The organism is Pseudovibrio sp. Ad46 (assembly GCF_001623065.1).
In the GTDB taxonomy this organism is placed as follows: Bacteria; Pseudomonadota; Alphaproteobacteria; order Rhizobiales; family Stappiaceae; genus Pseudovibrio.
In genome coordinates, this window is sequence record NZ_LMCG01000005.1 from 144990 (window position 1) to 170867 (window position 25878).

Below are 25878 nucleotides of genomic sequence, written 5' to 3' on the forward strand. Positions count from 1 at the left end.
TCAATGTGGTTTAGCGGTACTCAGAAAGAATACGGTCCGCTTCTGCTTGGGCACTTTTCAGGGCTTCTTCCGGTGTTTTCTTACCGGTGATTGCAGCGTGCAGGGCGTCGTTGAAGACACGGGTCACGCGCTGGTTCTGGTACGTGGAGAGTTCTGCAACGGCGTGCTTCAGCTGCTCACGAGCAACGAGTGCTGGCGGGAAGTCAGCTGCATAAGCCTTCATCTCGTCAGTCTCCCAAGCAGCTGGAGACGGCGCAACGTAGCCAGTCGCCATAGACCACTTCGCAGCCTGTTTCGGAGCAGTGATCCACTTCACGAAGTCTACAGATGCCTTTTTCTGCTCATCGCTGGAATCTTTGAAGATGTAGAAGTTACCACCACCGGTCGGTGCGCCGCGACGCTTGTTGGCTGGCAACATAGCAACGCCGAAATCGAACGGAGCGTTGTTGCGCACGTTGGTCAGGTTACCAGTGGAGGTCCACATCATAGCGGTATTGCCTTCAAAGAAGGCCTTTGGAGTAGCACCCCATTCGATGATGCCTGGAGCCATCACACCATGCTTGCCAGAAAGGTCGACAAGGTACTGCAGAGCTTCAACAACCTTTGGATCGTCAAAGTTGGTCTTGTTCCCTTCAGCGTTCGCCAGAATAGCGTCATTCTCGGTGGTCAGGCCCTGGAACAGCCAGTATGGGAAACCAGAGGAAGGAATGCGCACGCCCCACTGGGTGACGTTGCCGGAAGTGTCTTTCTTGATCAGCTTCTGGCTCATGGAAACCATTTCTTTCCATGTTGCAGGTGCTTTTTCAGGATCCAGACCCGCCGCTTTAAAGGCTTCCTTGTTCCAGTAGAGAACTGGAGTGGAACGCTGGAATGGAATACCGTAAGTCTTCCCGCCAGTCTGCGAGTTTTCCATGAAGGCAGGATAGAAGCTGTTCAGCCACTTCTTGTCTTCGTCAGAGTTTGCCACATCATCAAACGCAATGATCACGTCTTCATCGATCAGAGTGAACATGTCGACTGACAGGATTACAGAGAGCTGCGGAGGGTTGCCGCCACGCGCTGCGGTCAGTGCTTTGGATACAGTATCCTGATAAGAACCGGCATAAACAGCGTGGATATTCACATCAGGATGAGCAGCCGCATATTCTGCTGTCAGTTCTTCAATTGTTGTCGCAGCTGTACCGCCAACAGCCACAGGAAAATAGAATTGCAGATCAACCGCATGAGCGCTGATCGCAGTACCAAGGGATAGAGCAGCAACAGAAGCTGCCAGACCTAAAGACTTGAAAATGGATTTCATAGGTTTATATCCTCAAATTGCCCTAGTAATTGGGGCACTCCAATGCGCTGATGCGCGTTTTTCAAGCCGGCTCGAATTGCACCTCGACCGGCTTGAATTCTTCCCGGCGCTTGCCGGTATCTCTCTGAAAACTTGCAGGAATTTTATTATCCCAGGCCAGGCCAATGTTCTGCCCCGGGCTCAATTCGGTGCTGCCTTTCACGCGAACAAGCAGCTTTTCACCGCCAACAGAACAATTAGCCAGCGTATCTGCCCCCATGTATTCAAGGCTTATCACCTGGGCCGGAACGCCGTTTTCACCAGTTAATCTGATGTCCTCCGGGCGCAGGCCCAGCAAACATCCTTTTGGTGCATCAGGCAGCAGGGATTGAGCCGTGACAGGGGTGACAGAACGAACCTTATCCAGCTCCACAATGTTCATCGGCGGAGTACCAATGAAGCGCGCTGTAAACACGCTGGCAGGGCGCTCATAGATCACTTTTGGTGTTGCAACCTGCTCAACCTCACCTTTGTTCATCAGCACCACCTGATCGGCCATGGTGATGGCTTCTGTCTGGTCATGAGTCACATAAACCATTGTCAGCCCAAGCTGCTGCTGTAGTGCTCTCAGCTCTACGCGCATCTCCTGACGAAGCTTGGCATCAAGGTTGGAGAGGGGCTCATCCATCAGGCAAACAGGCTTTTGTGAAACGATGGCGCGGCCTAGAGCAACCCGCTGTTGCTGCCCTCCAGAGAGCTGGGATGGCTTCCGGTCCAACAACTGAGAAATCCCGAGAAGATCAGCTGCAGTCTTCAGCCGCTCATCCCGCTCCGCTCTGCCTACTTTGCGCACTTTGAGCCCAAACAGAATGTTTTCAGCCACAGAGATATGCGGAAAGAGCGCATAGTTTTGGAACACCATAGAGATATCGCGCTGGGCGGGGGAATGATAAGTCACATCTCTCCCGCCTATTGTAATTTGCCCGGAAGTCGCTTCTTCCAGCCCGGCAATCAAGCGCAATGTCGTGGATTTGCCGCATCCACTAGGCCCCAACAAAACCGTAAAACTTCCACCATTCACGGACAGGTTGACATTGTTGACTGCTGTTGAGTCTCCCCAGGACTTGGTCAGGTTTGAGAGTTCTAGGCGAGCTGGATGGTTCAGGTTGCTCATAGAGTAGGCTCCTGTTTGCAGATTACGAGCTCTGCAGATGACTTCTCAATTATTGAAAGGATTGAAGCTGGCGGAGTTTCTTCGCAAAAGATCTTCGAAACATCAGTCAGAAAGCCAGCGCGAACATGGGCGAGGCGACCGAACTTGGAATGGTCCAGAACAAGAAATGATTGACGACAGTTCGCCAAAATGGCCTGACGGGCAGTGGCTTCATCCTCGTTGAAGTCGAGGAGGGTGCCATCGCTATCCACGCCAGCAACGCCGAAGATGCCGACGTCGAACTTGTAGTTTTTGAAGAAACCTTCCGCGCTTGAACCAAGAACGTCTAGGTCGCCATGACGCAATCGGCCTCCTGCAATCGTAACTTCGCTGGAAGTGTTCCGTAGTGCTGCAATGGCTACGTTCATGTTGTTCGTGAAGATCTTCAACCCCTCATGGGTATCAAGTGCTTCTGCAACAATCTCGGGCGTCGTGCCGATGGAAAAAGCAAGTGTTGCACCATCGTCGATGTACTCTGCAACAGAGTTCCCAATCGCGTTCTTTGCTTCAAAATTGAGGATCTTTCGGGCTTTGTAGGTGATGTTGCCCCTATTTGCCGGAACCTCGACGCCACCATGAACCCGTCTCAAAAGCCCCAGTTCGCTCAAGCGGTTTATGTCTCGACGGATCGTCTGGGTGGTAACCGCAAACTGCTCCGACAACGAGTCTACGCTCGCGAAACCATTGGACCGCACGAGAGAGATGATCTCTGATTGTCTTGTACTGAGCGCTGTTTCCATCACAAAAGTCTGCTTCAATCTGCAAATATGCTGTTCATATGAACGTCTACTATGTTCATATGAAACTTATGTGATATCTCAGACTAATAAAAGTGAAGCTTGTTTTGGCTAGTTTTCTAGGTACTTATACCGACTCACTTAAACAAAAAAGCGCGTCCTGTTAGCAGAACGCGCCCCAAATCATCCAGATTTTGATAAGACTCAGGTGAGTTGAGTGAAGAATTTTAAGCGAGCCTTATGGGCTTCTGCGATGTGGTGACGTGCAGCTTTGTCTGCACGGTCACAATCTCGCTTGGAAATTGCATCCACAATCTCAGCATGTTCCTCAATCGCTAGACGACGACGGTCATCATCCGTCAGGGTAGTGCCCGCGAGCAGCAGCAAAGATAGGCGCATATGATCAATCTGCTCAACCAGATAACGGTTGTGGGAAGCGAGATAGAAGCGGCGATGGAACTCACGGTTGGTCTTGATCAGGCGCTCCGCATCCGCAAGGTTCTGCATGTCGGACTCGACCATTTCCTGCAGAATTTCGATCTCAGCGCTTGAGGCGTGCTGCGCAGCTAGGCGACCAGCAGTTCCTTCCAGCACTTCTCGCAGATAGTACAGTTCGCTGATCTGGTTATGGTCCAGACTAGGAATGACCATGCCGCGGTTCGGTTCATGAACAGCAAGCCCTTGTGCCTCAAGGCGCTTCAGGCCTTCCCGGATAGGTGTGCGGCTGACACCGAATTTCTCTGCCAGTTCAGCTTCTCTCAAGCGACTGCCGGGTTTCAGCTCACGGCTCTCAATCGCTTTAATGAGACGGCGGTAAATCTCAGCTCCATTGGGTGAATTGGCAGTCACATCTTATTCCCGGGATTAGTAAAGGCTTAGTTTGTAGCTTCTACATGCCAGCCTTCTTAAAGACGGGCAGGGCCACATAGGGGTCCTGCCAGTTTCTGTATCAAATTTCAATCAGGCATAGCACAGCCTAGTTAATAACTAGCATGCCTAAGTTGTATCTGGCTTACGCGCCACCAGCAGGCCAAGGGCCGTGGAAGCCGGAGCCTTCTTTGTCCGTGCGTTCAAAGCCATGCTGACCGAAGAAGTCGCGCTGACCTTGAATCACATAGGCAGCAGTCCGCTTCTGACGGATCATGTCAAACGAACCAAGCGCTGCTGAAAGAGCAGGCGTAGGCACGCCGTTGGTGATGCTCAAGCTCAGCATATCGCGCAGACCAGGAACAGCATCTTTCATACGTTCAGCAATAGCAGGAGCCAGGTAGAGAGATTTCAGGTCAGGATTTTCATCATATGCCTGCGCAATTTCATCCAGGAAGCGTGAGCGGATAATGCAACCCTGACGCCAGATGCGAGCGATGTCACCCATTGGCAGATCCCAGCCGTTTTCCTTGCCGCCAGCAGCCAGCACAGCAAAGCCTTCAGCGTAGGCTGCAATTTTACCTGCAATCAGAGCGCGTTCACAGGCATCAATGCCTTCCTGCTTGAGTTCCCAAGTCAGCACTGCATCAGACTGCGGGTATAGTTCTGCAACTTCCTGACGGAGTGCGCGACTTGCAGACATGCAACGCGCTGCAACAGCTGCATCAATACCAGTTGCCGGAACGCCAAGCAGATGCGCTTCGACAGCGGACCAGCGACCAGTGCCTTTTTGACCAGCAGTATCCAGAATAACATCCAGAATTGGCTTGCCGCTCTCTTCATCAATCACACCCATAACGTTTGCGGTGATCTCAATGAGGTAAGACGCCAGCGGGCCTTCATTCCATTTGGAGAAGATCTCGGCTTGTTCCTGAATGCTTAGGTGAAGGGTCTCGGTGAGCACTTCGTGCACTTCAGCAATCATCTGCATGTCGGCATACTCAATGCCGTTGTGCAGGGTTTTTACAAAGTGGCCAGCGCCTTCAGGACCCATCAAAGCAACACAAGGTTCATCATTGTGCTTTGCTGAGATCGCTTTCAGGATAGGTTCGATACGCCCGTAAGCGGCTTCAGAAGCACCAACCATGATTGATGGACCGAAGCGAGCGCCTTCCGCACCACCAGAAACGCCCATACCAACAAAGGTGAATGGCGTGTCGGCCAATTCTTTGTAGCGGCGATTACTGTCGTGGAAGTCGCTGTTGCCTGCATCAATCAGAATGTCACCGTCTGTCAGATGGTCTTTCAGAACAGAAATCTGCTGATCAACTGGCTCGCCTGCGGGAACCATCAAAATGATAGGACGAGGGGCTTTGATGTTCGCTACCAGCTCTTCTGTGCTGTAGCAGGGAATAAACATGTCTTTGAGGTGTCCAGCCTTCTCCATGAAAGCTTGGGTTCCCTCTGCAGTACGGTTGAACACCGCTACTTTAAAGCCATTGTCTGCGATATTAAGAGCCAGATTGGCTCCCATGACGCCTAGTCCAACAAGGCCGATATCCGCCTGTGTCATCAATACTCTCCGCGCTGCAAGTGGTGCACAGACGCGCGCAACAAACCTAATCCAATAGCTAACTTGGCGATTGTATGCGCTTGTGCATCAGAAACTAGGTCTGTGGCATAGGTGAAAAACAGGTTTTTGCCAAGGTGAGAATAAGAAAATTCCGCAAAAGCCTAATAAAACTGCCGAAATAAAGCTTTTGCGGGATCAGCACTATTTCAGGTGTTTGGAAAGCACTTCTTTTGCCGCTGTTTCCAACGCCACTGCGGACGCTTGCAGCTGGCTGCGTTCCAACTCATCCATACTAGGGAAGAGGGTAGCTTCAATACCATCAGCACCCAGCACTCGCGGCACTGAAAGGGCTGTATCCCTCACGCCAACAATCTCTTCATTGACGATGGAAAGGCTGATGACGGCGTGTTCATTTGTCACGATAGCCTTCACGATACGGGAGAGCCCAGCACCGATGCCATAGTTGGTTGCCCCTTTGCCTTCGATGATCGAATAGGCAGCGTAACGAACACCATGGTCAATACGGTCACGAACATCTTGAGTGATTGGCTTGTTGATCTGCTCGGCAAAGGTAAACAACGGCGTGTTGCCTGCCTTGGCGCCAGACCAGACAAGCACTTCACTGTCACCGTGCTCACCAAGCACATCTGCATGTACAGAGGTTGGTGTGATGCCCAGATGTTTACCCAATAAAGTACGGAACCGTGCAGTATCCAGAATTGTACCTGAGCCGATAACGCGATTGCGCGGCAGACCAGAAATCTCGGTCGCAACCTGAGTCATGATATCAACCGGATTGGTTGCGATGATCAGGATCGCATTTGGTGCATATTTCAGCACCTCAGGAATGACTTTTGCAAACACACCAGCATTGCGTGCCAATAGCTCAATCCGGGTCTCTCCCGGTTGCTGGTTGACACCAGCTGCAATCACGACGACTGCTGCATCCTTCAAGTCACTGTAATCGCCACCAATAACACTCATCGGGCGCGCAAATGGGGTCGCGTGAAGAATGTCTTCCGCCTGGGCAATAGCGAGTTTCGGATTGTAATCGACGAGCACAATTTCGTTGCCCACACCGTTCATGGCCATGGCGTAGGCTGCAGTACTTCCAACAGCGCCAACACCAACTACACCGATTTTCATAGGGCCATCCTTTTCTCGCCGTTTGCAGGGCATCCTGCTGGCTTTTATAATATTATGCCTGTCTCCTAGACAGTTGCTCTAGGGAATGCAATTCCCTCAAGCGTGACATATCAGCTCGCATGTCTACTTCTGGCATTTCGGACAAAAGAATGTTGAGCGCCCATTCTGGACCTTCCGCTCAATGACGCCAGCACACTTGGGAGTTCGGCAAGCTTCCCCCTCGCGATCATAGACAGAGAAGTTGTGCTGGAAATATCCGAGAGAACCATCCGCTTGCCGGTGGTCCTTCAGGGACGAACCGCCGGATTTTATCGCTTCCTGCAAGACTTCCCGAATGTGATTGGAAAGCTCTTCGGCTTTTTTAAGCGGCTTACCGGATTTGCCTGCAAGTGTGGATGCGCTGTTGAAAGGACTTAACCCCGTTCTCCAGAGTGCTTCACACACATAAATGTTACCCAGTCCTGCAATGAACTTCTGATTGAGCAAAGCTGCTTTCAGAGAGGTCTTCCGGTTCTCAAACAGCTTGGCGAGGTAGGCTCCATCCAGCTCATTGCCGAGTGGTTCGATCCCCATATCGACAAACATTGGGTGTGTCGCCAGCTCGCTGCGTGGAATGAGCACCATAAATCCAAAGCGCCGCGGATCATTATATATGATCTTTACGATCGTCTCCTGATCAGCTGGACGAACATGGAAAATCACATGGTCATGCTGAGGGTGTTTGCCTTTTGCATGATACATTTCAACGGTTTGTGTTGGTTCTTGGTCATCAGTCTCGATCCAGCGGAACGAACCCGACATGCCAAGGTGCATCACTAAAACATCACCGCTGTCCAGATCAAGCAGTAGATATTTCGCACGGCGGCTGAAGGAAACAACTCTGCGACTTTCCAGGCGATCTACGAAATCATCGCCAAAAGGAAAACGAAGATCAGGGCGGCGTTGTTCAACTCTGCAAATTGTTGCATTGTCAAAAAAAGGTGCTAGTCCACGACGGACTGTTTCAACCTCCGGTAATTCAGGCATAAGATATCCGTTGGTACAGTGGTTTGCTGCTGGGCAAAGATTACGTTCAACAATAGCGCTTTGTAACAAGCTGTACTATGTTCGCCCGCGAAATGGAGTGATTTGATTATGGCGCGTGAGTTCTCAACCCCTGAGCAGGCATCCGTAACAGACCCGACTGAAATGGCAACTAGCTTCGGGTTTCGCACAGTTCGCGAAGGTGAAAAGCAGGATCTGGTGGATGATGTTTTCCACAAAGTGGCATCCCGCTATGACCTGATGAACGACCTCATGTCTGGTGGAATGCATCGTCTTTGGAAAGATGCGATGGTGTCCAGCATGAACCCACCAAAGAATGGCGCCCGTGAATGGCGACATCTGGACGTGGCTGGTGGGACTGGAGACATCGCAACTCGCGTTGTTGAGCGTTCTAACCGGACAATCAAATCAACCGTTTGCGATATCAACGGATCAATGCTGGGTGTCGGCAAAGACCGTGCAAGCGCTGCTGGCCTTTCAGAAAACATCGAGTTCATTCAGGGGAACGCAGAAGAGTTGCCTTTCCCGGACAAACACTTCGATGCCTACACCATCGCATTCGGTATCCGTAACGTCCCACAAATCGAAAAAGCACTGCAAGAGGCTCACCGTGTACTTAAACGCGGCGGTCGCTTCATGTGCCTTGAGTTCTCACAGGTAGACGTGCCAGCACTTGATAAGGTCTATGATCTGTTTTCCTTCCACGCCATTCCAAAAATCGGGCAGGCGGTGACAGGTGACGGAGACCCATACAGCTATCTTGTAGAATCTATCCGCAAGTTTCCAAATCAGGAACGTTTTGCGCAGATGATACGTGATGCAGGTTTTGAGCGTGTCACCTATCGAAACTACACTGGCGGTATCGCTGCACTTCACTCCGGCTGGAAAATCTAACCAGTTATGATCGCAAATATTGTGCCATTTATGCGTCTGGTTTTCGCGGGTTATGTTATGGCCCGCGAAGGTGTGTTCGGACTCGTTTCTCTGCCAGATCTCCCTCCCGGACCGCGCTTGGCTATTGGCGTCGCACGTATGCTTGAGCGTCGTGGCATTGAGAAAAAAGATGCTGCAGCACGCCTGACAGATGCGCTGAACCGCCTTGGTCCCTCCTACATTAAGTTGGGGCAGTTTCTTGCGACACGCCCGGATGTGGTTGGTAAGGAAGCGGCAAAGGAACTGTCTGCACTTCAGGACAATGTTCCACCATTTCTGACGCAGTACGCACGCAAAACAGTCGAAGAACAGCTCGGCAAAACAGTCGAAGATCACTTTGAAGAGTTTGGTGAACCAGTCGCCGCAGCGTCGATTGCACAGGTACACCCTGCGTACTTCCGAAACCGCGATGGCGAACTGGAAAAAGTAGCTGTTAAAGTCCTGCGCCCGGGTGTTGAACGCGGGTTTAAGCGCGACTTGAAGAGCTTTTACCTTGCAGCGCGCCTTGCTGAACGCTTTAGTCCGGCAAGCCGCCGCCTTCGTCCGCTTATGATGGTTGAGACCTATGAGCACGCTGTCATTTTGGAAATGGACCTGCGTATGGAAGCCGCAGCTCTTTCTGAAATGGGTGAAAACAGCAAGGACGACAAAGATTTTCGCGTTCCCAGTGTGGACTGGCCCCGCACCTCTCGCTCCGTACTCACCATGGAATGGATTGACGGTGTAAAGCTTTCCAATCTCGAAGGTATCGAAGAAGCTGGCCATGACCTAGCTGAACTAGGCAATAAAGTGATCCAGACTTTCTTGCGCCATGCGGTACGTGACGGCTTTTTCCACGCGGATATGCATCAGGGCAATCTCTTCATTGAGCCGGACGGAACTCTGGTAGCGGTGGATTTAGGGATCACAGGACGCCTGGGCCTGTCTGAACGCCGCTTCCTGGCAGAAATTCTCTATGGCTTCATAACTCGCAATTACCTGCGAGTTGCCGAAGTTCATTTTGAAGCTGGGTATGTGCCTGCAGATCAGGACGTGAATATATTCGCGCAAGCAATTCGGGCGATTGGTGAGCCGATCCATGGGCATGATGCCAGTGAAATCTCAATGGCGCGTTTGCTGACACAGTTGTTTGAAGTGACTGAGATGTTCAACATGCACACTCAGCCTCAGTTGATCTTGCTACAGAAAAACATGGTTCTGGCAGAAGGTGTCGCCCGCTCGCTGAACCCGCATCTGGATATGTGGAACACGGCTGATCCTGTTGTAACCGGTTGGATTCAGAGAAACCTTGGCCCTATGGGACGCATCACAGACCTAGCAACAGGCGTGACTGTTTTGGGTCGTCTGGCAAGTGATTTGCCGATTATTGCTGACCGTGCGAGCAAGTTTTCCAATCAACTGGAGTCGATGGCAAACAACGGCCTGAGATTCGATGAGGCAACCGCAGATGCGATTGGCAGATCGGAAGCGAAGCATAGCCGGTCTGGACGTGTCGCACTTTGGGTCATTGCAATCGCTCTTTCAGCAATTGCTTACGGCATCCACCTCTAAGACATTCTGAGTTGAAACTATGAAAAACGGGAGTTGTTACGCTCCCGTTTTTTATTGGTTAGCCGGCTATATGTGATAAATCTAGAAATAATTGGATCATACTAAGTTACTGCATAAATTTATCTAAGTTTTATATAGTCATTGCAATTGATGATATGAATTGTAGGCGGGTTGTTGCTCAACAAAACGTGCTAAAAGCAAGATAGCTTAAGAGAAGTATTTGAGATTTCTAAGGGTCTACTCAAAACCTTTAGAGAGTTCTCAAAACAATTGTAAACTATCTTCCTGGAGGTGCCGCTGTGCCAGACAGTTCTGAACTGGGGACCCGTGAACGGTTACTTGATGCCGCAGAACGCTTGCTCGCTGAACATGGTCTTGCGGAAACTTCTGTAAGAATGATCACCGAAAAAGCCGATGCCAATGTTGCTGCAGTCAACTATCACTTTGGCAGCAAAGATGATCTCGTCAGGGCAGTCTTTATGCGCCGCCTTCGCGAAATTGACGATATGCGCATGCAGCGTCTGGATGCGCTGGAAGTTGGCGGGCGCGAACCCGATCTAGAAGAGATAACCCGAGCATTTATGGAGCCCTTGATTGTACAAGGGATCTCAAGAGACTCCGGAAAGCTGGTGCCGTTTGTTGTTCTCATTCGTCAGGTCTTCTCTGATCCAGAGTCCGGCCAGAAGATCATGCACTCATGGGAGCCACCGAGGATTATCCTTCGCATCACAAAGGCTCTGGCAAAAGCCACGAAGAGTGACATCCCAACAGGACCTCGTGCTCAGTTGTTGATGATGCTCATGCACAGCGCAACGTTAGAGGCGCTTTACGTTGTGACCGGAGCTTCCAAAGGCCCTTACGATGAAGAAATGGATCAGGACGAGATAGTCGAAGGCACTATTCGTTTCGTGTCCAGCGGCATTCGTGCCTTCTTTATGGCTGGTGCGCTCGAAGAGGCCTGATGCTCTAGCTAAAATGGCGAGATGCGGCGGAGAGTCAGATTTAATCTGCCTCCGTCCTTAAGGAGGCTTGAGCTCCCACCCTGGATACGGTCAATGCCGTGGTAGCACAGTCGCGCTTCTCCTCCGAGTACAACAACGTCTCCTGAATTAAGCTTGAGTGATTGCGTCGGGCCCCCGCGCTTCACACCGCCGAGCCGGAAAATTGCTGTGTCTCCGAGACTGACCGAAACAACAGGGGCTTCAAACGTTTTTTCATCACTGTCTTGATGCATGCCCATTTTTGCTGTTGCAGCATAATAATTCACGAGGCAGGCTTCTGGCGCTGCCGGGCAGTTGCCAACCTTGTTCCAAAGAGCCTGCAGGACCTCAGGGATAACAGGCCAGGGCTGACCGGTCTCCGGATGTTGAGACTGGTAGCGATAACCACTCCTGTCAGATACCCAACCCAATGTTCCAAGATTGGTCATCCGAACAGAAAATGGCTTTCCTGTTCGTGGCATCACGGGAGTGAACAATGGAGCTTCTTTGACGAGATATCTGAGCGTATCGACAAGTTCCTTTTGCTCCTCCAGAGAGAAGTATCCGGGCAGGTATTTGAAACCTTTAGGAAAGTCATCGCTCAATCGCATCTCGATATCTCTTTTAAGCCGGGCGTATCTGCTGAAAAGACTGCTTATAAAAACGGAAAACTTGGAGAGATTTGCCGAAAGTGAATTTAACCCATATTCCTCAAAATAGTGGTTTCCCGGTTAAGGAGAACCACAAATGCACCTTCTACCTCCACTGCTTTCGGCTGTACTAAATATTTTTGCAGCATTTGTTTCACTCCTAATTCTGCTCGCGGTCATTGTAGCCATCGTTCTTTATGTAGTTGATCGCCGCCAACACAAAGACGCGATTCGGCATAATTACCCTGTTGTGGGCCGCTTCCGATCACTCTTCGCGTATTTAGGTGAATTCTTCCGCCAGTACTTCTTTGCAATGGATAGAGAGGAAATGCCGTTCAATCGTGCTGAGCGCACTTGGATAGATCGCGCATCCAAGGCTGAAGGCAACACAATGGCATTCGGGTCCACAAAAAACCTCAACTTGCCGGGAACAGCGCTGTTTGTGAATGCTCCTTTTGCAAAACTGGAGAAGGAGATCGACGAACCAGAACCGCTTCTCATTGGTCCCTATGTCGAAAATCCATATGTGCCACCCAGTTATTTTAATATCTCTGGCATGAGTTACGGTGCAATTTCCCGTCCTGCGGTTCTCGCCCTCTCGCGAGGTGCAAAGATGGCAAAGTGCTGGATGAATACTGGAGAAGGTGGCTTATCTCCGTACCATTTAGAAGGTGGTGCTGACATTGTCTTTCAAATGGGGACAGCAAAAAATGGTTGCCGGAATGATGACTCCACGCTCAATGAAGACAAGCTGAAAAAAATAACGGACAACGCTCAGGTCAAAATGGTCGAGATCAAACTCGCTCAAGGCGCAAAACCCGGAAAAGGTGGTCTCTTGCCTGGTGGAAAGGTGACACCTGAGATCGCAGAAATTCGTGGGCTCAAAGTCGGGCAACCATCTCACGCTCCAAATCGTCATCCTGAGATCAGCAATACGGGTGAGCTCTTAGACTTCATCAGCCGCGTCCGCAGCATTGCCAAGAAGCCTGTAGGTTTCAAGACAGTGATCGGCTCAAGCGCTTGGGTGGAAGAGCTCTGTCGTGAAATCAACCATCGTGGGATCGAGCATGCACCTGACTTTATCACAATCGATTCGGCAGATGGTGGTACGGGTGCAGCGCCAATGCCTCTCATGGACAACGTAGGTCTAAGGATCTCTGAGGCACTTCCAATTGTCGATCATGTCTTGCGAAAGCATGATCTGCGTGACCGTATCCGTATCATTGTTTCTGGAAAGCGAATTATCCCGTCCGCCGTTGCCCTAGTGTTATGTTCAGGGGCTGATTTTGTAGTAACTGCTAGGGGCTTCATGTTCGCACTGGGCTGTATCCAAGCAATGCGGTGTAACAAAAATACCTGTCCGACAGGTATCACCACCCATAATAAAGCACTTCAGACTGGTCTTGACCCAACAGAAAAGAGCCACCGAGTCGCTGCTTATTGTCATAGCGTGCGGATGGAGGTTGATATGATTGCTCATGCGTGTGGGGTCGATGCTGCAAGGCAGCTTTCACGAGAGCACGTGCGCATCGTCCAGGAAAGTGGACACTCCGTCTCTCTTGAAGAGCTCTATCCACAAACACCCTCTTAGAAATGAGGGTTACGCAGAAAACCGGGATGCAATGGAGGTGTTTTCTGTGGTTTTCCAAAGAAAAGTTCAATTTCTTAACTCAGAAAATGGCTTCGGGTAGATCTTGTGTCGATATATCGGGTCCTGTCCCTTGCAGGGGCAGGGGACCCCTCTTATATAGCCAATTGAAGTTTTCTTGCGTGTTTGCGACAACTCACGCAAGTGCAATGTATTGGGGACCGGTCGGATGCTGATCCGACATTATCCGAAGGCCTTTGGGGTTCGGGCGGTCTGCCGAAAGGAGAGTTAAAAACATGGCAAAGGTCATCGGTATCGACCTCGGCACGACAAATTCGTGCGTATCTGTAATGGACGGCAAGGACGCCAAAGTAATCGAGAACGCAGAAGGTGCGCGTACTACCCCTTCTATGGTTGCGTTTTCTGACGATGGTGAGAAGCTTGTAGGTCAGCCAGCGAAACGCCAGGCTGTAACCAACCCAACAGACACCCTGTTTGCTGTTAAGCGTCTCATTGGTCGTCGCTTTGATGATCCAACAGTCGCAAAAGACAAAAAGCTGGTTCCATACGAGATTGTTGAAGCTGACAACGGCGACGCATGGGTAGAGGCTGAAGGTGAAAAGTACTCCCCATCTCAGGTTTCCGCGTTCATTCTGCAAAAGATGAAAGAAACCGCTGAGAGCTTCTTGGGTGAGACTGTTACTCAGGCTGTTATCACGGTACCTGCATACTTCAACGATGCTCAGCGTCAGGCAACTAAAGATGCTGGTAAGATCGCTGGTCTTGAAGTTCTGCGTATCATCAACGAACCAACCGCCGCTGCTCTTGCATACGGCATGGACAAGAACGACGGTAAAACCATTGCGGTTTACGATCTTGGCGGCGGTACCTTCGACGTTTCCGTACTGGAAATCGGCGATGGCGTATTTGAAGTGAAGTCCACCAACGGTGACACCTTCCTCGGTGGTGAAGATTTTGACATGCGTCTGGTTGACTACCTTGCGAGTGAGTTCAAAAAAGAGCAGGGCATCGACCTTAAGAACGACAAGCTCGCATTGCAGCGCTTGAAAGAAGCAGCTGAAAAAGCAAAAATTGAGCTGTCCTCCGCATCCCAGACCGAAATCAACCTGCCGTTCATCACAGCAGATGCTTCTGGTCCTAAGCACCTTACCCTTAAACTGACCCGCGCTAAGTTTGAGCAACTCGTTGACGATCTGGTTCAGCGTACTGTTGCTCCAATGAAAGCGGCTCTTAAAGACGCAGGCCTTGCAGCTGGTGAACTCGACGAGGTTGTTCTCGTCGGTGGCATGACTCGCATGCCTAAGGTTCAGGAAATTGTTAAGCAATTCTTCGGCAAAGAACCTCATAAGGGCGTAAACCCTGATGAAGTTGTTGCAATGGGCGCGGCAATTCAGGCTGGCGTTCTGCAAGGTGATGTTAAAGACGTTCTGCTTCTCGATGTTACTCCACTGTCCCTCGGCATCGAAACCCTTGGTGGCGTGTTCACACGTCTGATCGATCGCAACACCACAATCCCTACCAAGAAGGGCCAGGTGTTCTCTACAGCTGAAGACAATCAGACTGCAGTGACCATCCGTGTCTTCCAGGGCGAGCGTGAAATGGCTGCGGACAACAAGATCCTCGGTCAGTTCGATCTGGTTGGCATCCCACCAGCACCTCGCGGCGTCCCACAGGTTGAAGTAGCCTTTGATATTGATGCCAACGGTATCGTAAACGTGTCTGCAACCGATAAAGGCACAGGTAAAGAGCAACAGATCCGTATTCAGGCATCTGGTGGTCTGTCCGACGCTGACATTGAGCAGATGGTGAAAGACGCAGAATCTCACGCTGAAGACGATAAGAAGCGTAAGGATCTGGTTGAAGCCAAAAACCAGGGTGAAGCACTTCACCATTCAACAGAGAAATCCGTCAAAGAGTACGGCGATAAGGTTTCAGACGAAGACAAGTCTGCAATCGAAGGCGCTTTGGCTGCATTGAAGGTGTCTCTGGAAGGTGAAGATCTGGAAGATATCACTGCGAAAACCCAGTCTCTTGCAGAAGTTTCCATGAAACTTGGCGAAGCTATGTACAAGGACGCTCAGGCAGAAGAAGCCGGAGAGGGTGCTGAAGACGATGGTGAACCAAAGCCAGTTGACGATGTGGTTGACGCAGACTTCGAAGAAGTTCGCGACGACGACAAAAAGTCCAGCTAACTAATACTTTTACCTCGCAAGCTCCTATGGGCTTGCGAGGTAAACTTTATTCAAGTATTTCCCGACTGTATGGAAGATTTTAGTCGAAGAGAACCTTTTGGGTGCAATTGCATTTGAGAGAGCTGCTTCCTACATATGGGTAGTTGGTAATGTGTGCGCTGCGCTTAAAGCTGCACCTCAATCACCGACTGAACAGTAAACAGTTTTGTTTTGAAGATGAGTGCAGTTCACGAGTGAGTTCGTTGCGAAGCAAGAATTAAACTCGACTGCCCACAGTGACCTCAGACTGAGCTGATGTTCTCCTGAGGCTTCAAAACGCAAATAGACATCACGTCTTTGGAGCTTATTTCATAATGTCTAAACGCGACTACTATGAGGTGCTGGGGGTAGCACGGGAGGTCGACGAAAAGGCACTTAAGAGCGCTTATCGCAAACTCGCGATGAAATTCCATCCTGACCGAAACCCTGGTAATGATGAAGCGGAAGCAAACTTTAAGGAAGTAAGCGAAGCTTACGAAACCCTGAAAGACCCGCAAAAGCGCGCTGCCTACGATCGATTTGGCCATGCAGCCTTTGAAAACGGCGGCTTTGGTGGTGGCGGCGGAGCAGGTCCGGGCGACTTTGCTTCCTCCATGGCAGACATCTTCGATGAGTTCTTTGGTGGCGGTGGTGGACGTCGTGGTTCTGGTCGTGAACGCGGCGCAGATCTGCGCTACAACTTGGAAGTCTCTCTTGAAGAAGCTTACGAAGGTAAGTCTGTCGAGATCGAGGTTCCAACCTCAGTAACATGTGAGCCGTGCAGTGGCTCCGGCGCAAAGTCCGGAACCCGTCCGTCCACCTGTCCAACCTGTGGCGGTGCTGGGCGTGTCAGAGCGGCTCAGGGCTTCTTCACCATGGAACGTACCTGTCCGACCTGTCAGGGTCGTGGTGAGATCATTACAGATCCATGTGACAGCTGTGGCGGTACTGGCCGGACAACGAAAGAGCGCACGCTCTCCGTGAATATTCCGTCAGGCATCGAAGATGGCACGCGTATTCGCTTGTCAGGCGAAGGTGAAGCCGGTGCTCGCGGTGGTCCCGCAGGCGATCTTTACATCTTCCTGTCCATTCGTCCGCATGAGTTCTTCCAGCGTGACGGTGCTGACATCTTCTGCCGCGTGCCAATTTCAATGACAACTGCTGCTCTGGGTGGTCAGTTCGAAGTTCCGGCATTGGATGGCAATACAGCGCGAGTGAAAGTTCCTGAGAGCACTCAGACCGGAAAGCAGTTCAGACTGCGCGGTAAAGGCATGCCGATTATGCGGTCTAGCCAGAAGGGCGACATGTATATTCAAGTTGCCGTGGAGACACCAGCAAATCTTACGAAGAGGCAGAAAGAGCTTCTTTCAGAATTTGAAGGTGAATCCTCTGGAGAAAATCATCCGGAATCTACTGGCTTTTTTGCAAAGGCAAAAGATTTTTTGGAGAATTTCAAGGCATAGCTCTTTAAATTGCCACCAATCAGTAATATCTCAGTAGTACCCTTTGTTGATGCTACGGAGAGTTGAATGTTTCACGAAACGAGGTCACGGGCAGAAAATGCCTTGAACAAATTTCGTGAGCCTTCCAAATTTCTTCGGGCGTGGGTGGAAGCACCACTCACGACCGGAGCGGTCGCCCCGTCAGGCCCTGTTCTCGCCCAGAGAATGGCAGAATTCGTTCCCGTTGAGTCAAATAATCCGGTTTTAGAGTTGGGACCTGGCACAGGCCCGGTCACAAAAGCTATTCTTGAAGCAGGTATCTCTAAAGACCGTCTTACCTGCTTGGAGTACAGCACAGACTTCTGCGAGCATCTCAGTGACAAGTTTGAAGGATTGAACGTGGTTCAAGGTGACGCTTACAACATGCGTCCCAGCCTTGAGCATATCGCGCCAAACTCACTGTGTGCTGTGGTTTCGAGCTTGCCACTTGTGTCCAGACCGATGGAGTTTCGCTTAAAGTGCATTCGTGATGCCTTCGCTCTTATGAGGCCCGGTGCTCCCTTCATCCAATTCTCTTATTCCTTCGCGTCTCCGGTAACACTGAAATCCAAAATGTTCAGCTGGTCGAAAACCGGATGGATCGTGAAGAATATTCCGCCAGCTCGTGTCTGGATTTTCCGAAAGCCCTTTTGATTTCTCAAAGGCAGGCGTTTAGCGGTCAATCACCTAAAAACACACATCTTCCATAAACCTTACGCTTGGGTAGTATAGGGTACTCTTCGTGCCGACTTTACCAGAGATCATGCAGCTCTTGAACGAGAGGTTGCAGAGCCATGTCGTGAGGATAGCCCTATGAAGCCAAAGATACTCGTTTTTTCAGGTTCAACCCGCAAGGGATCCTACAATAAAATGCTGGCAGAGCTGATGGCGAAACACCTGACGATCGCCAATGCAGAAGTAACCACAATCAGCCTCGCCGACTATCCTCTGCCTATTTACGATGGTGACCTCGAAGATGATACAGGTATCCCTGAAAATACATTCAAGCTCAGGAAGCTCATTGAGACCCATCATGGGATCTTCATAGCCAGCCCGGAATACAACTCCTCAATCACCCCATTGCTGAAGAATACACTGGACTGGATCAGTCGCATCCAGTTGCCAGAGGAAGAACCGCTTCAGCTCTTCCACAAGTCGATCTATGCTGTCGGCGGGGCTTCTCCCGGTGCGCATGGCTCTTTGAGAGGTCTCATGCACCTGAGAACGATCATGGAAGTGTCTTTAGGGTGCCTTGTCCTGCCAGAAATGGTCTCTATTAATTTTGCGGGCAAGTCCTTTGATGAAAATGGCGACCTTACAAAAGACCATCAGATCAAGCGATTGCATAAGCTTGTTGACCGCTTCGTCAGTGAGGCAAGTCACGTAAAGCTACAGGATAACTGAGTTTTTTTGGCTTGCTGCATTGGCAATGCGGCAAGGACTACATACATAATACCGCAGACACAAATTTGAAATTGAGTTGCGCGGGAGTTTGCTCCGTTGCCGATAGAACTCTGGAGAAAAATGAATGAGTGAACCTGAACAGTGGCACGGCACAACCATCTTGACCGTGCGCAAGGGCGGCAAAGTCGTAATTGCTGGAGATGGTCAGGTGTCTCTTGGATCAACGGTCATTAAAGGCACTGCACGTAAGGTCCGCCCACTGGCAGGCGGTAAGGTTATTGCCGGCTTTGCAGGCGCGACTGCTGATGCGTTCACGCTGTTTGAGCGCCTTGAAGCCAAGCTTGAGCAATACCCTGACCAGTTGATGCGTGCATGCGTTGAGATGGCAAAAGACTGGCGTACAGACCGCTACCTTCGCCGTCTGGAAGCCATGATGCTGGTTGCCGACAAAAAGCATTCTCTGGTGCTGACAGGTACCGGCGACGTGCTTGAGCCGGAAAATGGTGTGATGGGTATCGGCTCCGGTGGCAATTTCGCGCTGTCCGCAGCACGTGCACTGGTTGATATGGACCTGACCGCAGAAGAGGTTTGCCGCAAGTCCATGACAATCGCAGCAGACATCTGCGTCTACACAAACAGCAACGTTACCGTCGAAGTGCTCGACGAAGAGTAAGGATAGCGACAAGATACGACTGGAGATCAATAATTTTCGATCTCCAGTTCTGCGTTCAAGACACTTTTAGATCAGCTTAATTTGCTAAGCCAAGGATACTTGAAGCTTTTAATGTTCCATTTGGATTTGACGAGGAACTGATGATATCAAGAGCATCTCTTACTGGAGCCATCTCCGCAGGAATTATCAGCGCAGATCAAGCTGATAAGCTCGTCTCCTATTTATCTCTTCAAGCAGAAAACATTCAGAACCAACAAACGACTGATAGCCTCCATGATCCGGAAGAAGTTCGGTTTACACGCGGCTTTCATGATATTTTCATTAGCCTTGGTATCCTAATTCTTTTTGCTGGCTACGGTGTTGGGTTTGGGGACACGCTCACTCAAGGCGGGCTTCCTACAGCTGCTGTTGCTGGCGCAGCTGCCATCATCACATGGGTGCTGGCTGAATGGTTTACCAAGATCAAGAAGCTCGCGCTTCCTTCAATTTTACTGACAGGATTGTTTGGAGGTTCAATTGCGCTTGTTGGATTTGGCCTGTTCACACCTGATGTTCTGAACAACGACTCCGAAGCCATTCAGGTCATTCTGAGTTCCATCTTCGCTTTAGTGGGCGCTTCGTTGTTTTACTGGCGCTTTAAGGTGCCAATAACACTGACCGTCATTGTTGCGGGGATCATGGGCTTGATCGTAGGCGCATTGACACTAGTGACTGACACGAAAATTCTTGATTATCTGTCCTGGGTTTCGCTGGTCTGCGGTCTGTTTGCATTCGGTTGCGCGATGTATTTTGACACCAAAGACACCAAGCGGGAAACACTCAACACAGACAAGGCCTTTTGGCTTCACCTGCTTGCTGCCCCGCTTATCGTTCATTCCATCTTGAGTGGAATGTACTTTGAACAGCAGACAGAAGCTTATGCCTTGGTCTCCATTGCTGTTGTCCTGGCATTTGGTGCGGTCGCTCTCATCATCGACCGTCGTGCAATGCTGGTTGCAGCGCTGAGTTACCTAGGCTTCGCATTAGCCTATTTGCTGGAGTCTGCCGACTTTTCTGCATCGCAGCTAACTGCTATCTCCCTTGTATTACTTGGGAGTTTTGTTTTGCTACTCGGTTCAGGCTGGAACGTGGCGCGACGGATCGTTATGCGCCCTCTTGCAGGAACCACACTCACTACATATCTGCCACCTATCCGGAACTAGAAAGTAAGAAAATGACAAATTTCTCTCCTCGGGAAATCGTTAGTGAACTCGATCGCTATATCATCGGCCAGCATGACGCGAAACGCGCAGTGGCAATTGCACTGCGCAACAGATGGCGTCGTCAGCAGTTGGATGAAGAGCTGCGCGAAGAAGTTCAGCCAAAGAACATTCTCATGATTGGCCCAACCGGTGTTGGTAAAACTGAGATCTCTCGTCGCCTTGCTAAGCTTGCGAATGCTCCTTTCACAAAAGTTGAAGCAACCAAGTTTACCGAGGTGGGATACGTTGGCCGTGATGTAGAGCAGATCGTTCGTGATCTGGTCGAATCCAGCATCGCACTTGTGCGTGAGCAAAGCCGCAAAGAAGTCGAAGCAAAAGCACATGTTCTTGCTGAAGAGCGTGTTCTGGATGCATTGGTCGGCAACAATGCAAGCCCGGCCACCCGTGATACATTCCGCAAGAAGCTGCGCGAAGGTGACCTCGACGACAAAGAAATTGAAGTTGAGGTGCGTGCCAACCCACAGATGCCAAGCTTCGATATTCCTGGCATGCCAGGGGGCAGCGTCGGTGTCATGAATATCTCTGACATGCTGGGTAAGGCATTTGGCGGTCAGACCAAGCCGAAGCGCACAAACGTCAAAGATAGCCACAAGCTTCTTCTGGCAGAGGAGTCCGACAAGCTTCTCGATGAAGAGAAGGTTGTTCAAGAGGCCATCGAGCTGGTTGAAAACTCCGGCATCGTTTTCCTCGATGAGATCGACAAAATCTGCGGGAAAGATGGCCGTAATGGTGGCGATGTTTCCCGTGAAGGCGTTCAGCGTGACTTGCTGCCACTGATCGAGGGTACTGTTGTTTCAACAAAACATGGCCCGGTGAAAACAGACCACATTCTGTTCATCGCATCTGGTGCATTCCATGTGTCAAAACCATCAGACCTTCTGCCTGAACTTCAGGGTCGGCTTCCGATCCGTGTTGAGCTGAAAGCGTTGACGAAAGAAGATTTTGTCAAGATCCTGACAGAAACCGAAGCCAGCCTGATCAAGCAATATGTTGCATTGATGGCGACGGAAAGCGTGAGCATCGAATTTACCGAGGACGCAATCGACGAGATTGCGACAGTTGCTGTTGATTTGAATGCGACGGTCGAAAACATTGGGGCTCGCCGCTTGCAGACTGTGATGGAGCGCGTGCTGGATGAGATTTCCTTCGTCGCACCAGACAAGTCTGGTGAGCAGGTCACAATTGATGCAGCCTACGTGAAGTCGAATGTGAGTGAACTGGCCAAGAATGTCGATTTGTCTCAGTTCATCCTCTAACTGACGAAAAAATCAGTCGGAAAAAGAAAACCTAACGGAATGTGGCAAGGAAAAATACTTGCCGCATACCACCTCAAGTGGCAGCATGCCGACATGGTAGCTATTCGCAAAAGTAATGAAGAAGGTCACGACCGAAAGTTTCTGGTTGTAGTCGATGACACTCCAGAATGTGGTCGAGCCATCGTTTATGCCTCAAAGCGTGCGGCCCGTACCGGCGGCGTCGTTCTCTTGCTCTTTGTCATTGCACCCGGAAACTTCCAGCATTGGCTAGGGGTTGAGGATATTATGCGCCAGGAAGCGCGTGATAATGCAGACACCATTTTAGCCAAAGCTGCCGAAAAGGTGAGAGCTGCTGCACGGACAGAGCCAGAGCTGGTTGTGCGCGAAGGTCACCAGTCAGATGAGATCATTGACCTGATTGAAGAAGATGCAGACATTGCGATTCTTGTATTGGCAGCAGGAACCAGCAAAGAAGGCCCAGGGCCTCTTGTTTCATCCATTGCGGGCAAATCGGCAGGAACATTCCCGATTCCGACGACCATCGTACCAGGTAATTTGGACGATGATGCACTAGATGCTCTTGCCTGATCAGGTTTACCTATCATATAGAACTTGAAAACAGTCATTGCTGAAGCGTTAAGTAGTGTAAACTGTGCTGCGACTGCTTGCGAAAGCTCTTTGGCATAAAAATCGGAAACAAAACCATGTTCATTCAGACCGAAGCGACACCAAATCCGGCAACTCTCAAGTTTTTGCCTGGCCGCGTAGTCTTGTCGGAAGGCACACGCGATTTTCGCTCGGCAGGAGAAGCCACAATATCGCCGCTGGCGGAGAAGCTTTTTACTATTCCAGGCGTTGTTGGCATCTTTTTTGGTCATGACTTTATCACCGTAACCAAGGATGAGACTGACTGGCAGCATATGCGCCCGGCCATTCTTGGTGCGATCATGGAAAACTTCATGGCCAACACCCCGATCCTGAAAGGTGAGGAAGCTGGTGATGGCGATACAGGAGAAGAGTTCTTCGACGCAGAAGACGAAGAAACCGTAACCATGATCAAAGAGCTCCTCGAGACCCGCGTACGCCCTGCAGTTGCTCAAGATGGTGGTGACATAACATTCAGGGGATATCGTGAGGGTATCGTTTATTTGAGCATGCGCGGCGCCTGTGCAGGTTGCCCATCCTCAACAGCGACACTGAGCCATGGCATTCAGAACCTGATGCGGCATTTCATCCCAGAAGTTCAAGAAGTTAGACAGATGTAGTTTCTGCTAATGTAAATCTTCTGAAACAGGGCAGCACCAGCTGCCCTTTTTGCTGCAAGGCCAAAAAATACTCCGGGTGTTAAACGAATTGGTTGCTCGACAACCAGCTGCCCTAACGATAAGCCGAACTTATGAAGTTGCTTGCTATTGATACCGCACTAAGTACCTGTGCTGCCGCCGTTTTAACCGATGAAGGCGGTACGCCGGATATTGTCTCCCAATGCGAAGATCTCGGACGAGGTCATGCCGAACGCATTATGGGCATGGTTGCGAGTGTCATGACGGACTCCTCGACAACGTTTAACTCACTGGACCGCATTGTTGTAAATGTTGGTCCGGGTAGTTTTACAGGTCTGCGTGTCGGTCTTTCCATTGCGCGTGGGTTTGGTCTCGTTCTCGAAAAGCCTGTTGTCTCGGTCACAACATTGGCTGCAATCGCACACGAGACTTTGGACGCAGCTCCCGTCAGAAAACCAATTTTGGTGGTTCTCGATGCGCGTCGTAATGAAGTCTACTGCCAAAAGTTTGATGAAACTGGTGCTCCGATTGGAGAGGCCCGAGTTTCAACCGTCAAGGACCTGGCACACAGTCTCGATGCTGAGACCAATCTGGCAGGCTCTGCTGCACAGGCTGTCGCCAATGCTGCAGGCGTAGATAAGTCTCGCGTTTGCAATGATGCCGCTGCTGCATCGATTGACTACATCGCAAAGCTCGGTAAAGGTGCAAAGCGTCAGGATAAAGCTCCGATGCCACTCTACCTTCGGGCTCCTGATGCTATTCCGGGTGAGAAAGGAAAGGTTCGTCGTCAATGAAGTCCTGGTGGACATCAGAAAAGCCGCCGGTTATCGAGCGTGCTGAGAAAGACGACCTGCCTAAACTGGCGAAACTTCATGCCGAGTGCTTCAAGCTGAATTGGGGTACAGCAGAACTTGCCGCAATCTTTGAGCAAAAAGGCGTTTTCTTCCTGTCTGCCCGCACATCTGGTGTGACTGGAAAAGCCGATCTGGGCTTTGTCGTGATCCGTTCGATTGCAGGTGAGGCCGAAGTCTTGACTATTGCAGTCTCCCCGAAGCATCAAAAAAAGGGGATAGGGCGGAAACTTATGGAAGCCGCCATCTTCCAGCTTTACTCTGATCGTACCGAAGCACTGTTCTTGGAAGTGGATGACACGAACAGCTCCGCATTGAGGCTTTATAAAAACTTGGGCTTCAAGCAGGTTGGAGAAAGAAAAGCGTATTATGCGGCTAGCGAAGGCAGTGGAACAGCGCTTGTTATGCGTTGCGATCTCGTTTAAGCGACACTACGCATGTGAGATGAGGCTTTTAGCTCACGCTCAAACCGCGTAACAGTGAAACTGGTTCTTTTCTCTCACAGTTTTGAGGGCTAGGATACCAACGCAGACTGGAACTGTGGTGCCTGTGTGATTTTGAGGAATTGGGGCAAATGACGGCAGAAGAAAAAATGACGCTGATTGAAATGTGTGCTCATAAGGGTATGCGGATGACAGAACAGCGCCGCGTGATTGCTGATGTAATTCAGTCTGCTGAAGACCACCCAGATGTGGAAGAGCTTTACAGAAGAGCCTCCAAGATCGATCCGAAGATCTCTATCTCAACTGTTTACCGCACAGTGAAGCTTTTCGAAGATTCCGGTATCATTGAACGTCATGATTTCCGCGATGGCCGCTCCAGATACGAAACCGTTTCTGATGAACACCACGATCACCTGATTGATTTGCGCACGGGCGACGTGATTGAGTTCCGCAGTGAAGAAATCGAAAAAATGCAGGAAGAAGTCGCGCGTAAGCTGGGCTTCAAACTGGTTGATCATCGCCTGGAGCTCTACGGTATTCCGTTAGACGAAAAATAGGGGCCGTGCATGGCAACTGTCAGAGCAATTTGCATACTTGCCGCACTAACACTCTTAACGCTAACCCTCGTTCCCCCTCAGTGGGTCGCAATGAAGTTAGGTTGGCCCATTCAGCGGCAAATCCCTCTGCTCTGGCATAAAATCGCGTCTCGTCTGATTGGACTGCGCATCCAGCAGCATGGGGAAATGGCGTTGGAACGCCCTCTTCTTGTAGCGTCCAATCATTGCTCCTGGCTGGATATTGTCGTTATCGGATGCACCAAGCCACTGAGCTTTATCGCTAAGTCTGAAGTTGCTGGATGGCCGATATTTGGTCAGTTTGCTAAGCTCCAACGGACAGTCTTTGTCAATCGACAGCGCAGAACTGATACCGGTCGTGTCGCTAAGGAAGTCGCTAAGCGCATGGCTCAAGGCGATGCGATGGTGTTGTTTGCCGAAGGTACATCCAGCAATGGCAATGAAGTACTACCATTCAGATCTGCGCTGGTGGGTGCCGTTCATCACGCAATGAATGTCGGTGAAAAAGATGTTGCTTATGTGCAGCCTCTTTCAATTGCCTATACGCGCCTGCAAGGCATGCCAATGGGGCGTTTCTGGCGCGCTCATGTTGCCTGGTACGGCGACATGGAACTTGCTGGCCATCTCTGGTCTGTCATTAAAGAAGGCGGATTAGATGTTGATTTGACATGGGGAACTCCCGTTCCTATTGAAAAAGCAACTAATCGCAAACGCTTAACGCGCGATTTGGAAGAGCAGGTCAGAGGGATGACCATAGAAGCATTGCAGGGAAATGGTCCCAAACAAGAAGAGCAGGTTCAAACCTGATCAAGACAAGGCTTCTCTTTCGGCGTAAAACAGAGTAAAGCTCTCCGAAAT

The 25878-nt window shown here is 50.5% G+C and carries 25 protein-coding genes; 17 read left to right on the forward strand and 8 right to left on the reverse strand.

Going from position 1 to position 25878, the window contains the following annotated elements; translation table 11 throughout:
* Window positions 1–10: 10 nt before the first annotated feature.
* From PsAD46_RS02205 to mutM, 7 genes are all read right to left on the reverse strand, one after another.
* A complete protein-coding gene (locus PsAD46_RS02205; RefSeq protein ID WP_063286327.1) occupies window positions 11–1300 on the reverse strand; it encodes an ABC transporter substrate-binding protein in 1290 nt (429 codons plus the stop codon).
* A 61-nt stretch (window positions 1301–1361) separates the two neighbouring features.
* A complete protein-coding gene (locus tag PsAD46_RS02210) occupies window positions 1362–2453 on the reverse strand; it encodes an ABC transporter ATP-binding protein (protein WP_063286328.1) in 1092 nt (363 codons plus the stop codon).
* Complete coding sequence (locus PsAD46_RS02215; protein WP_063286329.1) at window positions 2450–3232, reverse strand: DeoR/GlpR family DNA-binding transcription regulator; 783 nt, start codon at window positions 3230–3232, stop codon at window positions 2450–2452. Before PsAD46_RS02215 ends, PsAD46_RS02210 begins: the two co-directional genes overlap by 4 nt.
* Before the next feature lie 201 nt (window positions 3233–3433).
* Complete coding sequence (locus tag PsAD46_RS02220; RefSeq protein ID WP_057463095.1) at window positions 3434–4078, reverse strand: GntR family transcriptional regulator; 645 nt, start codon at window positions 4076–4078, stop codon at window positions 3434–3436.
* A gap of 163 nt (window positions 4079–4241) precedes the next feature.
* On the reverse strand, window positions 4242–5669 hold the full coding sequence (gene gndA, locus PsAD46_RS02225) for an NADP-dependent phosphogluconate dehydrogenase (protein ID WP_063306046.1): 1428 nt from the start codon (window positions 5667–5669) through the stop codon (window positions 4242–4244).
* Window positions 5670–5870: 201 nt separating this feature from the next.
* Window positions 5871–6815 (reverse strand): L-lactate dehydrogenase, encoded by a 945-nt coding sequence (locus tag PsAD46_RS02230; RefSeq protein ID WP_063294320.1) that lies wholly within the window; start codon window positions 6813–6815, stop codon window positions 5871–5873.
* 123 nt (window positions 6816–6938) lie between these two features.
* Complete coding sequence (mutM, locus tag PsAD46_RS02235; RefSeq protein WP_063294319.1) at window positions 6939–7841, reverse strand: bifunctional DNA-formamidopyrimidine glycosylase/DNA-(apurinic or apyrimidinic site) lyase; 903 nt, start codon at window positions 7839–7841, stop codon at window positions 6939–6941.
* Between the two features lie 108 nt (window positions 7842–7949).
* On the opposite strand from mutM, the gene ubiE reads away from it, so the two are divergent.
* The 3 genes from ubiE (at window position 7950) to PsAD46_RS02250 (ending at window position 11305) form a co-directional block, all read left to right on the forward strand.
* Entirely contained in the window at window positions 7950–8753 is an 804-nt protein-coding gene (gene ubiE / locus PsAD46_RS02240; protein WP_057463091.1) for a bifunctional demethylmenaquinone methyltransferase/2-methoxy-6-polyprenyl-1,4-benzoquinol methylase UbiE, read from the forward strand.
* 6 nt (window positions 8754–8759) lie between these two features.
* Window positions 8760–10343, forward strand: coding sequence for a 2-polyprenylphenol 6-hydroxylase (gene ubiB / locus PsAD46_RS02245; RefSeq protein ID WP_057463090.1), 1584 nt, complete (start codon window positions 8760–8762; stop codon window positions 10341–10343).
* Between the two features lie 299 nt (window positions 10344–10642).
* A complete protein-coding gene (locus PsAD46_RS02250; protein ID WP_063306047.1) occupies window positions 10643–11305 on the forward strand; it encodes a helix-turn-helix domain-containing protein in 663 nt (220 codons plus the stop codon).
* Between the two features lie 8 nt (window positions 11306–11313).
* Here PsAD46_RS02250 and PsAD46_RS02255 read toward each other — a convergent pair whose 3' ends face one another.
* Entirely contained in the window at window positions 11314–11934 is a 621-nt protein-coding gene (locus tag PsAD46_RS02255) for an alpha-ketoglutarate-dependent dioxygenase AlkB (RefSeq protein WP_063306048.1), read from the reverse strand.
* A gap of 136 nt (window positions 11935–12070) precedes the next feature.
* Between PsAD46_RS02255 and PsAD46_RS02260 the strand changes: the two genes are divergently transcribed.
* From PsAD46_RS02260 to PsAD46_RS02325, 14 genes are all read left to right on the forward strand, one after another.
* Window positions 12071–13564, forward strand: a complete 1494-nt coding sequence (locus PsAD46_RS02260) for an FMN-binding glutamate synthase family protein (RefSeq protein ID WP_063306049.1) — start codon at window positions 12071–12073, stop codon at window positions 13562–13564.
* A gap of 254 nt (window positions 13565–13818) precedes the next feature.
* A complete protein-coding gene (gene dnaK, locus PsAD46_RS02265) occupies window positions 13819–15774 on the forward strand; it encodes a molecular chaperone DnaK (protein WP_275078085.1) in 1956 nt (651 codons plus the stop codon).
* Between the two features lie 353 nt (window positions 15775–16127).
* Window positions 16128–17255 (forward strand): molecular chaperone DnaJ, encoded by a 1128-nt coding sequence (gene dnaJ / locus PsAD46_RS02270; protein WP_057463086.1) that lies wholly within the window; start codon window positions 16128–16130, stop codon window positions 17253–17255.
* Between the two features lie 66 nt (window positions 17256–17321).
* Window positions 17322–17927, forward strand: coding sequence for an rRNA adenine N-6-methyltransferase family protein (locus tag PsAD46_RS02275; RefSeq protein ID WP_208980655.1), 606 nt, complete (start codon window positions 17322–17324; stop codon window positions 17925–17927).
* Between the two features lie 159 nt (window positions 17928–18086).
* Window positions 18087–18677, forward strand: a complete 591-nt coding sequence (locus PsAD46_RS02280; protein ID WP_057463085.1) for an NAD(P)H-dependent oxidoreductase — start codon at window positions 18087–18089, stop codon at window positions 18675–18677.
* Between the two features lie 124 nt (window positions 18678–18801).
* Window positions 18802–19350, forward strand: a complete 549-nt coding sequence (gene hslV / locus PsAD46_RS02285) for an ATP-dependent protease subunit HslV (protein ID WP_057463084.1) — start codon at window positions 18802–18804, stop codon at window positions 19348–19350.
* Between the two features lie 140 nt (window positions 19351–19490).
* The gene (locus PsAD46_RS02290; protein ID WP_057463083.1) at window positions 19491–20552 is read left to right on the forward strand and encodes a hypothetical protein; all 1062 of its coding nucleotides are present in this window, start codon (window positions 19491–19493) and stop codon (window positions 20550–20552) included.
* A gap of 11 nt (window positions 20553–20563) precedes the next feature.
* Window positions 20564–21868: an ATP-dependent protease ATPase subunit HslU gene (hslU, locus tag PsAD46_RS02295; protein WP_063286338.1), complete on the forward strand. Its 1305-nt coding sequence runs from the start codon at window positions 20564–20566 to the stop codon at window positions 21866–21868.
* 93 nt (window positions 21869–21961) lie between these two features.
* Window positions 21962–22456 carry a universal stress protein gene (locus PsAD46_RS02300; protein WP_057463249.1) on the forward strand — a complete coding sequence of 165 codons (495 nt, stop codon included), beginning with the start codon at window positions 21962–21964 and terminating at the stop codon, window positions 22454–22456.
* A 116-nt stretch (window positions 22457–22572) separates the two neighbouring features.
* The gene (locus PsAD46_RS02305; protein ID WP_057463082.1) at window positions 22573–23133 is read left to right on the forward strand and encodes a NifU family protein; all 561 of its coding nucleotides are present in this window, start codon (window positions 22573–22575) and stop codon (window positions 23131–23133) included.
* 131 nt (window positions 23134–23264) lie between these two features.
* Window positions 23265–23945 (forward strand): tRNA (adenosine(37)-N6)-threonylcarbamoyltransferase complex dimerization subunit type 1 TsaB, encoded by a 681-nt coding sequence (gene tsaB, locus PsAD46_RS02310; RefSeq protein WP_063306050.1) that lies wholly within the window; start codon window positions 23265–23267, stop codon window positions 23943–23945.
* Window positions 23942–24427: a ribosomal protein S18-alanine N-acetyltransferase gene (rimI, locus tag PsAD46_RS02315; protein WP_063303294.1), complete on the forward strand. Its 486-nt coding sequence runs from the start codon at window positions 23942–23944 to the stop codon at window positions 24425–24427. Before tsaB ends, rimI begins: the two co-directional genes overlap by 4 nt.
* A 149-nt stretch (window positions 24428–24576) precedes the next feature.
* Entirely contained in the window at window positions 24577–25002 is a 426-nt protein-coding gene (locus PsAD46_RS02320; protein WP_057463079.1) for a Fur family transcriptional regulator, read from the forward strand.
* A 9-nt stretch (window positions 25003–25011) separates the two neighbouring features.
* Entirely contained in the window at window positions 25012–25827 is an 816-nt protein-coding gene (locus tag PsAD46_RS02325; RefSeq protein ID WP_063306051.1) for a lysophospholipid acyltransferase family protein, read from the forward strand.
* The last annotated feature ends 51 nt before the right edge of the window (window positions 25828–25878 follow it).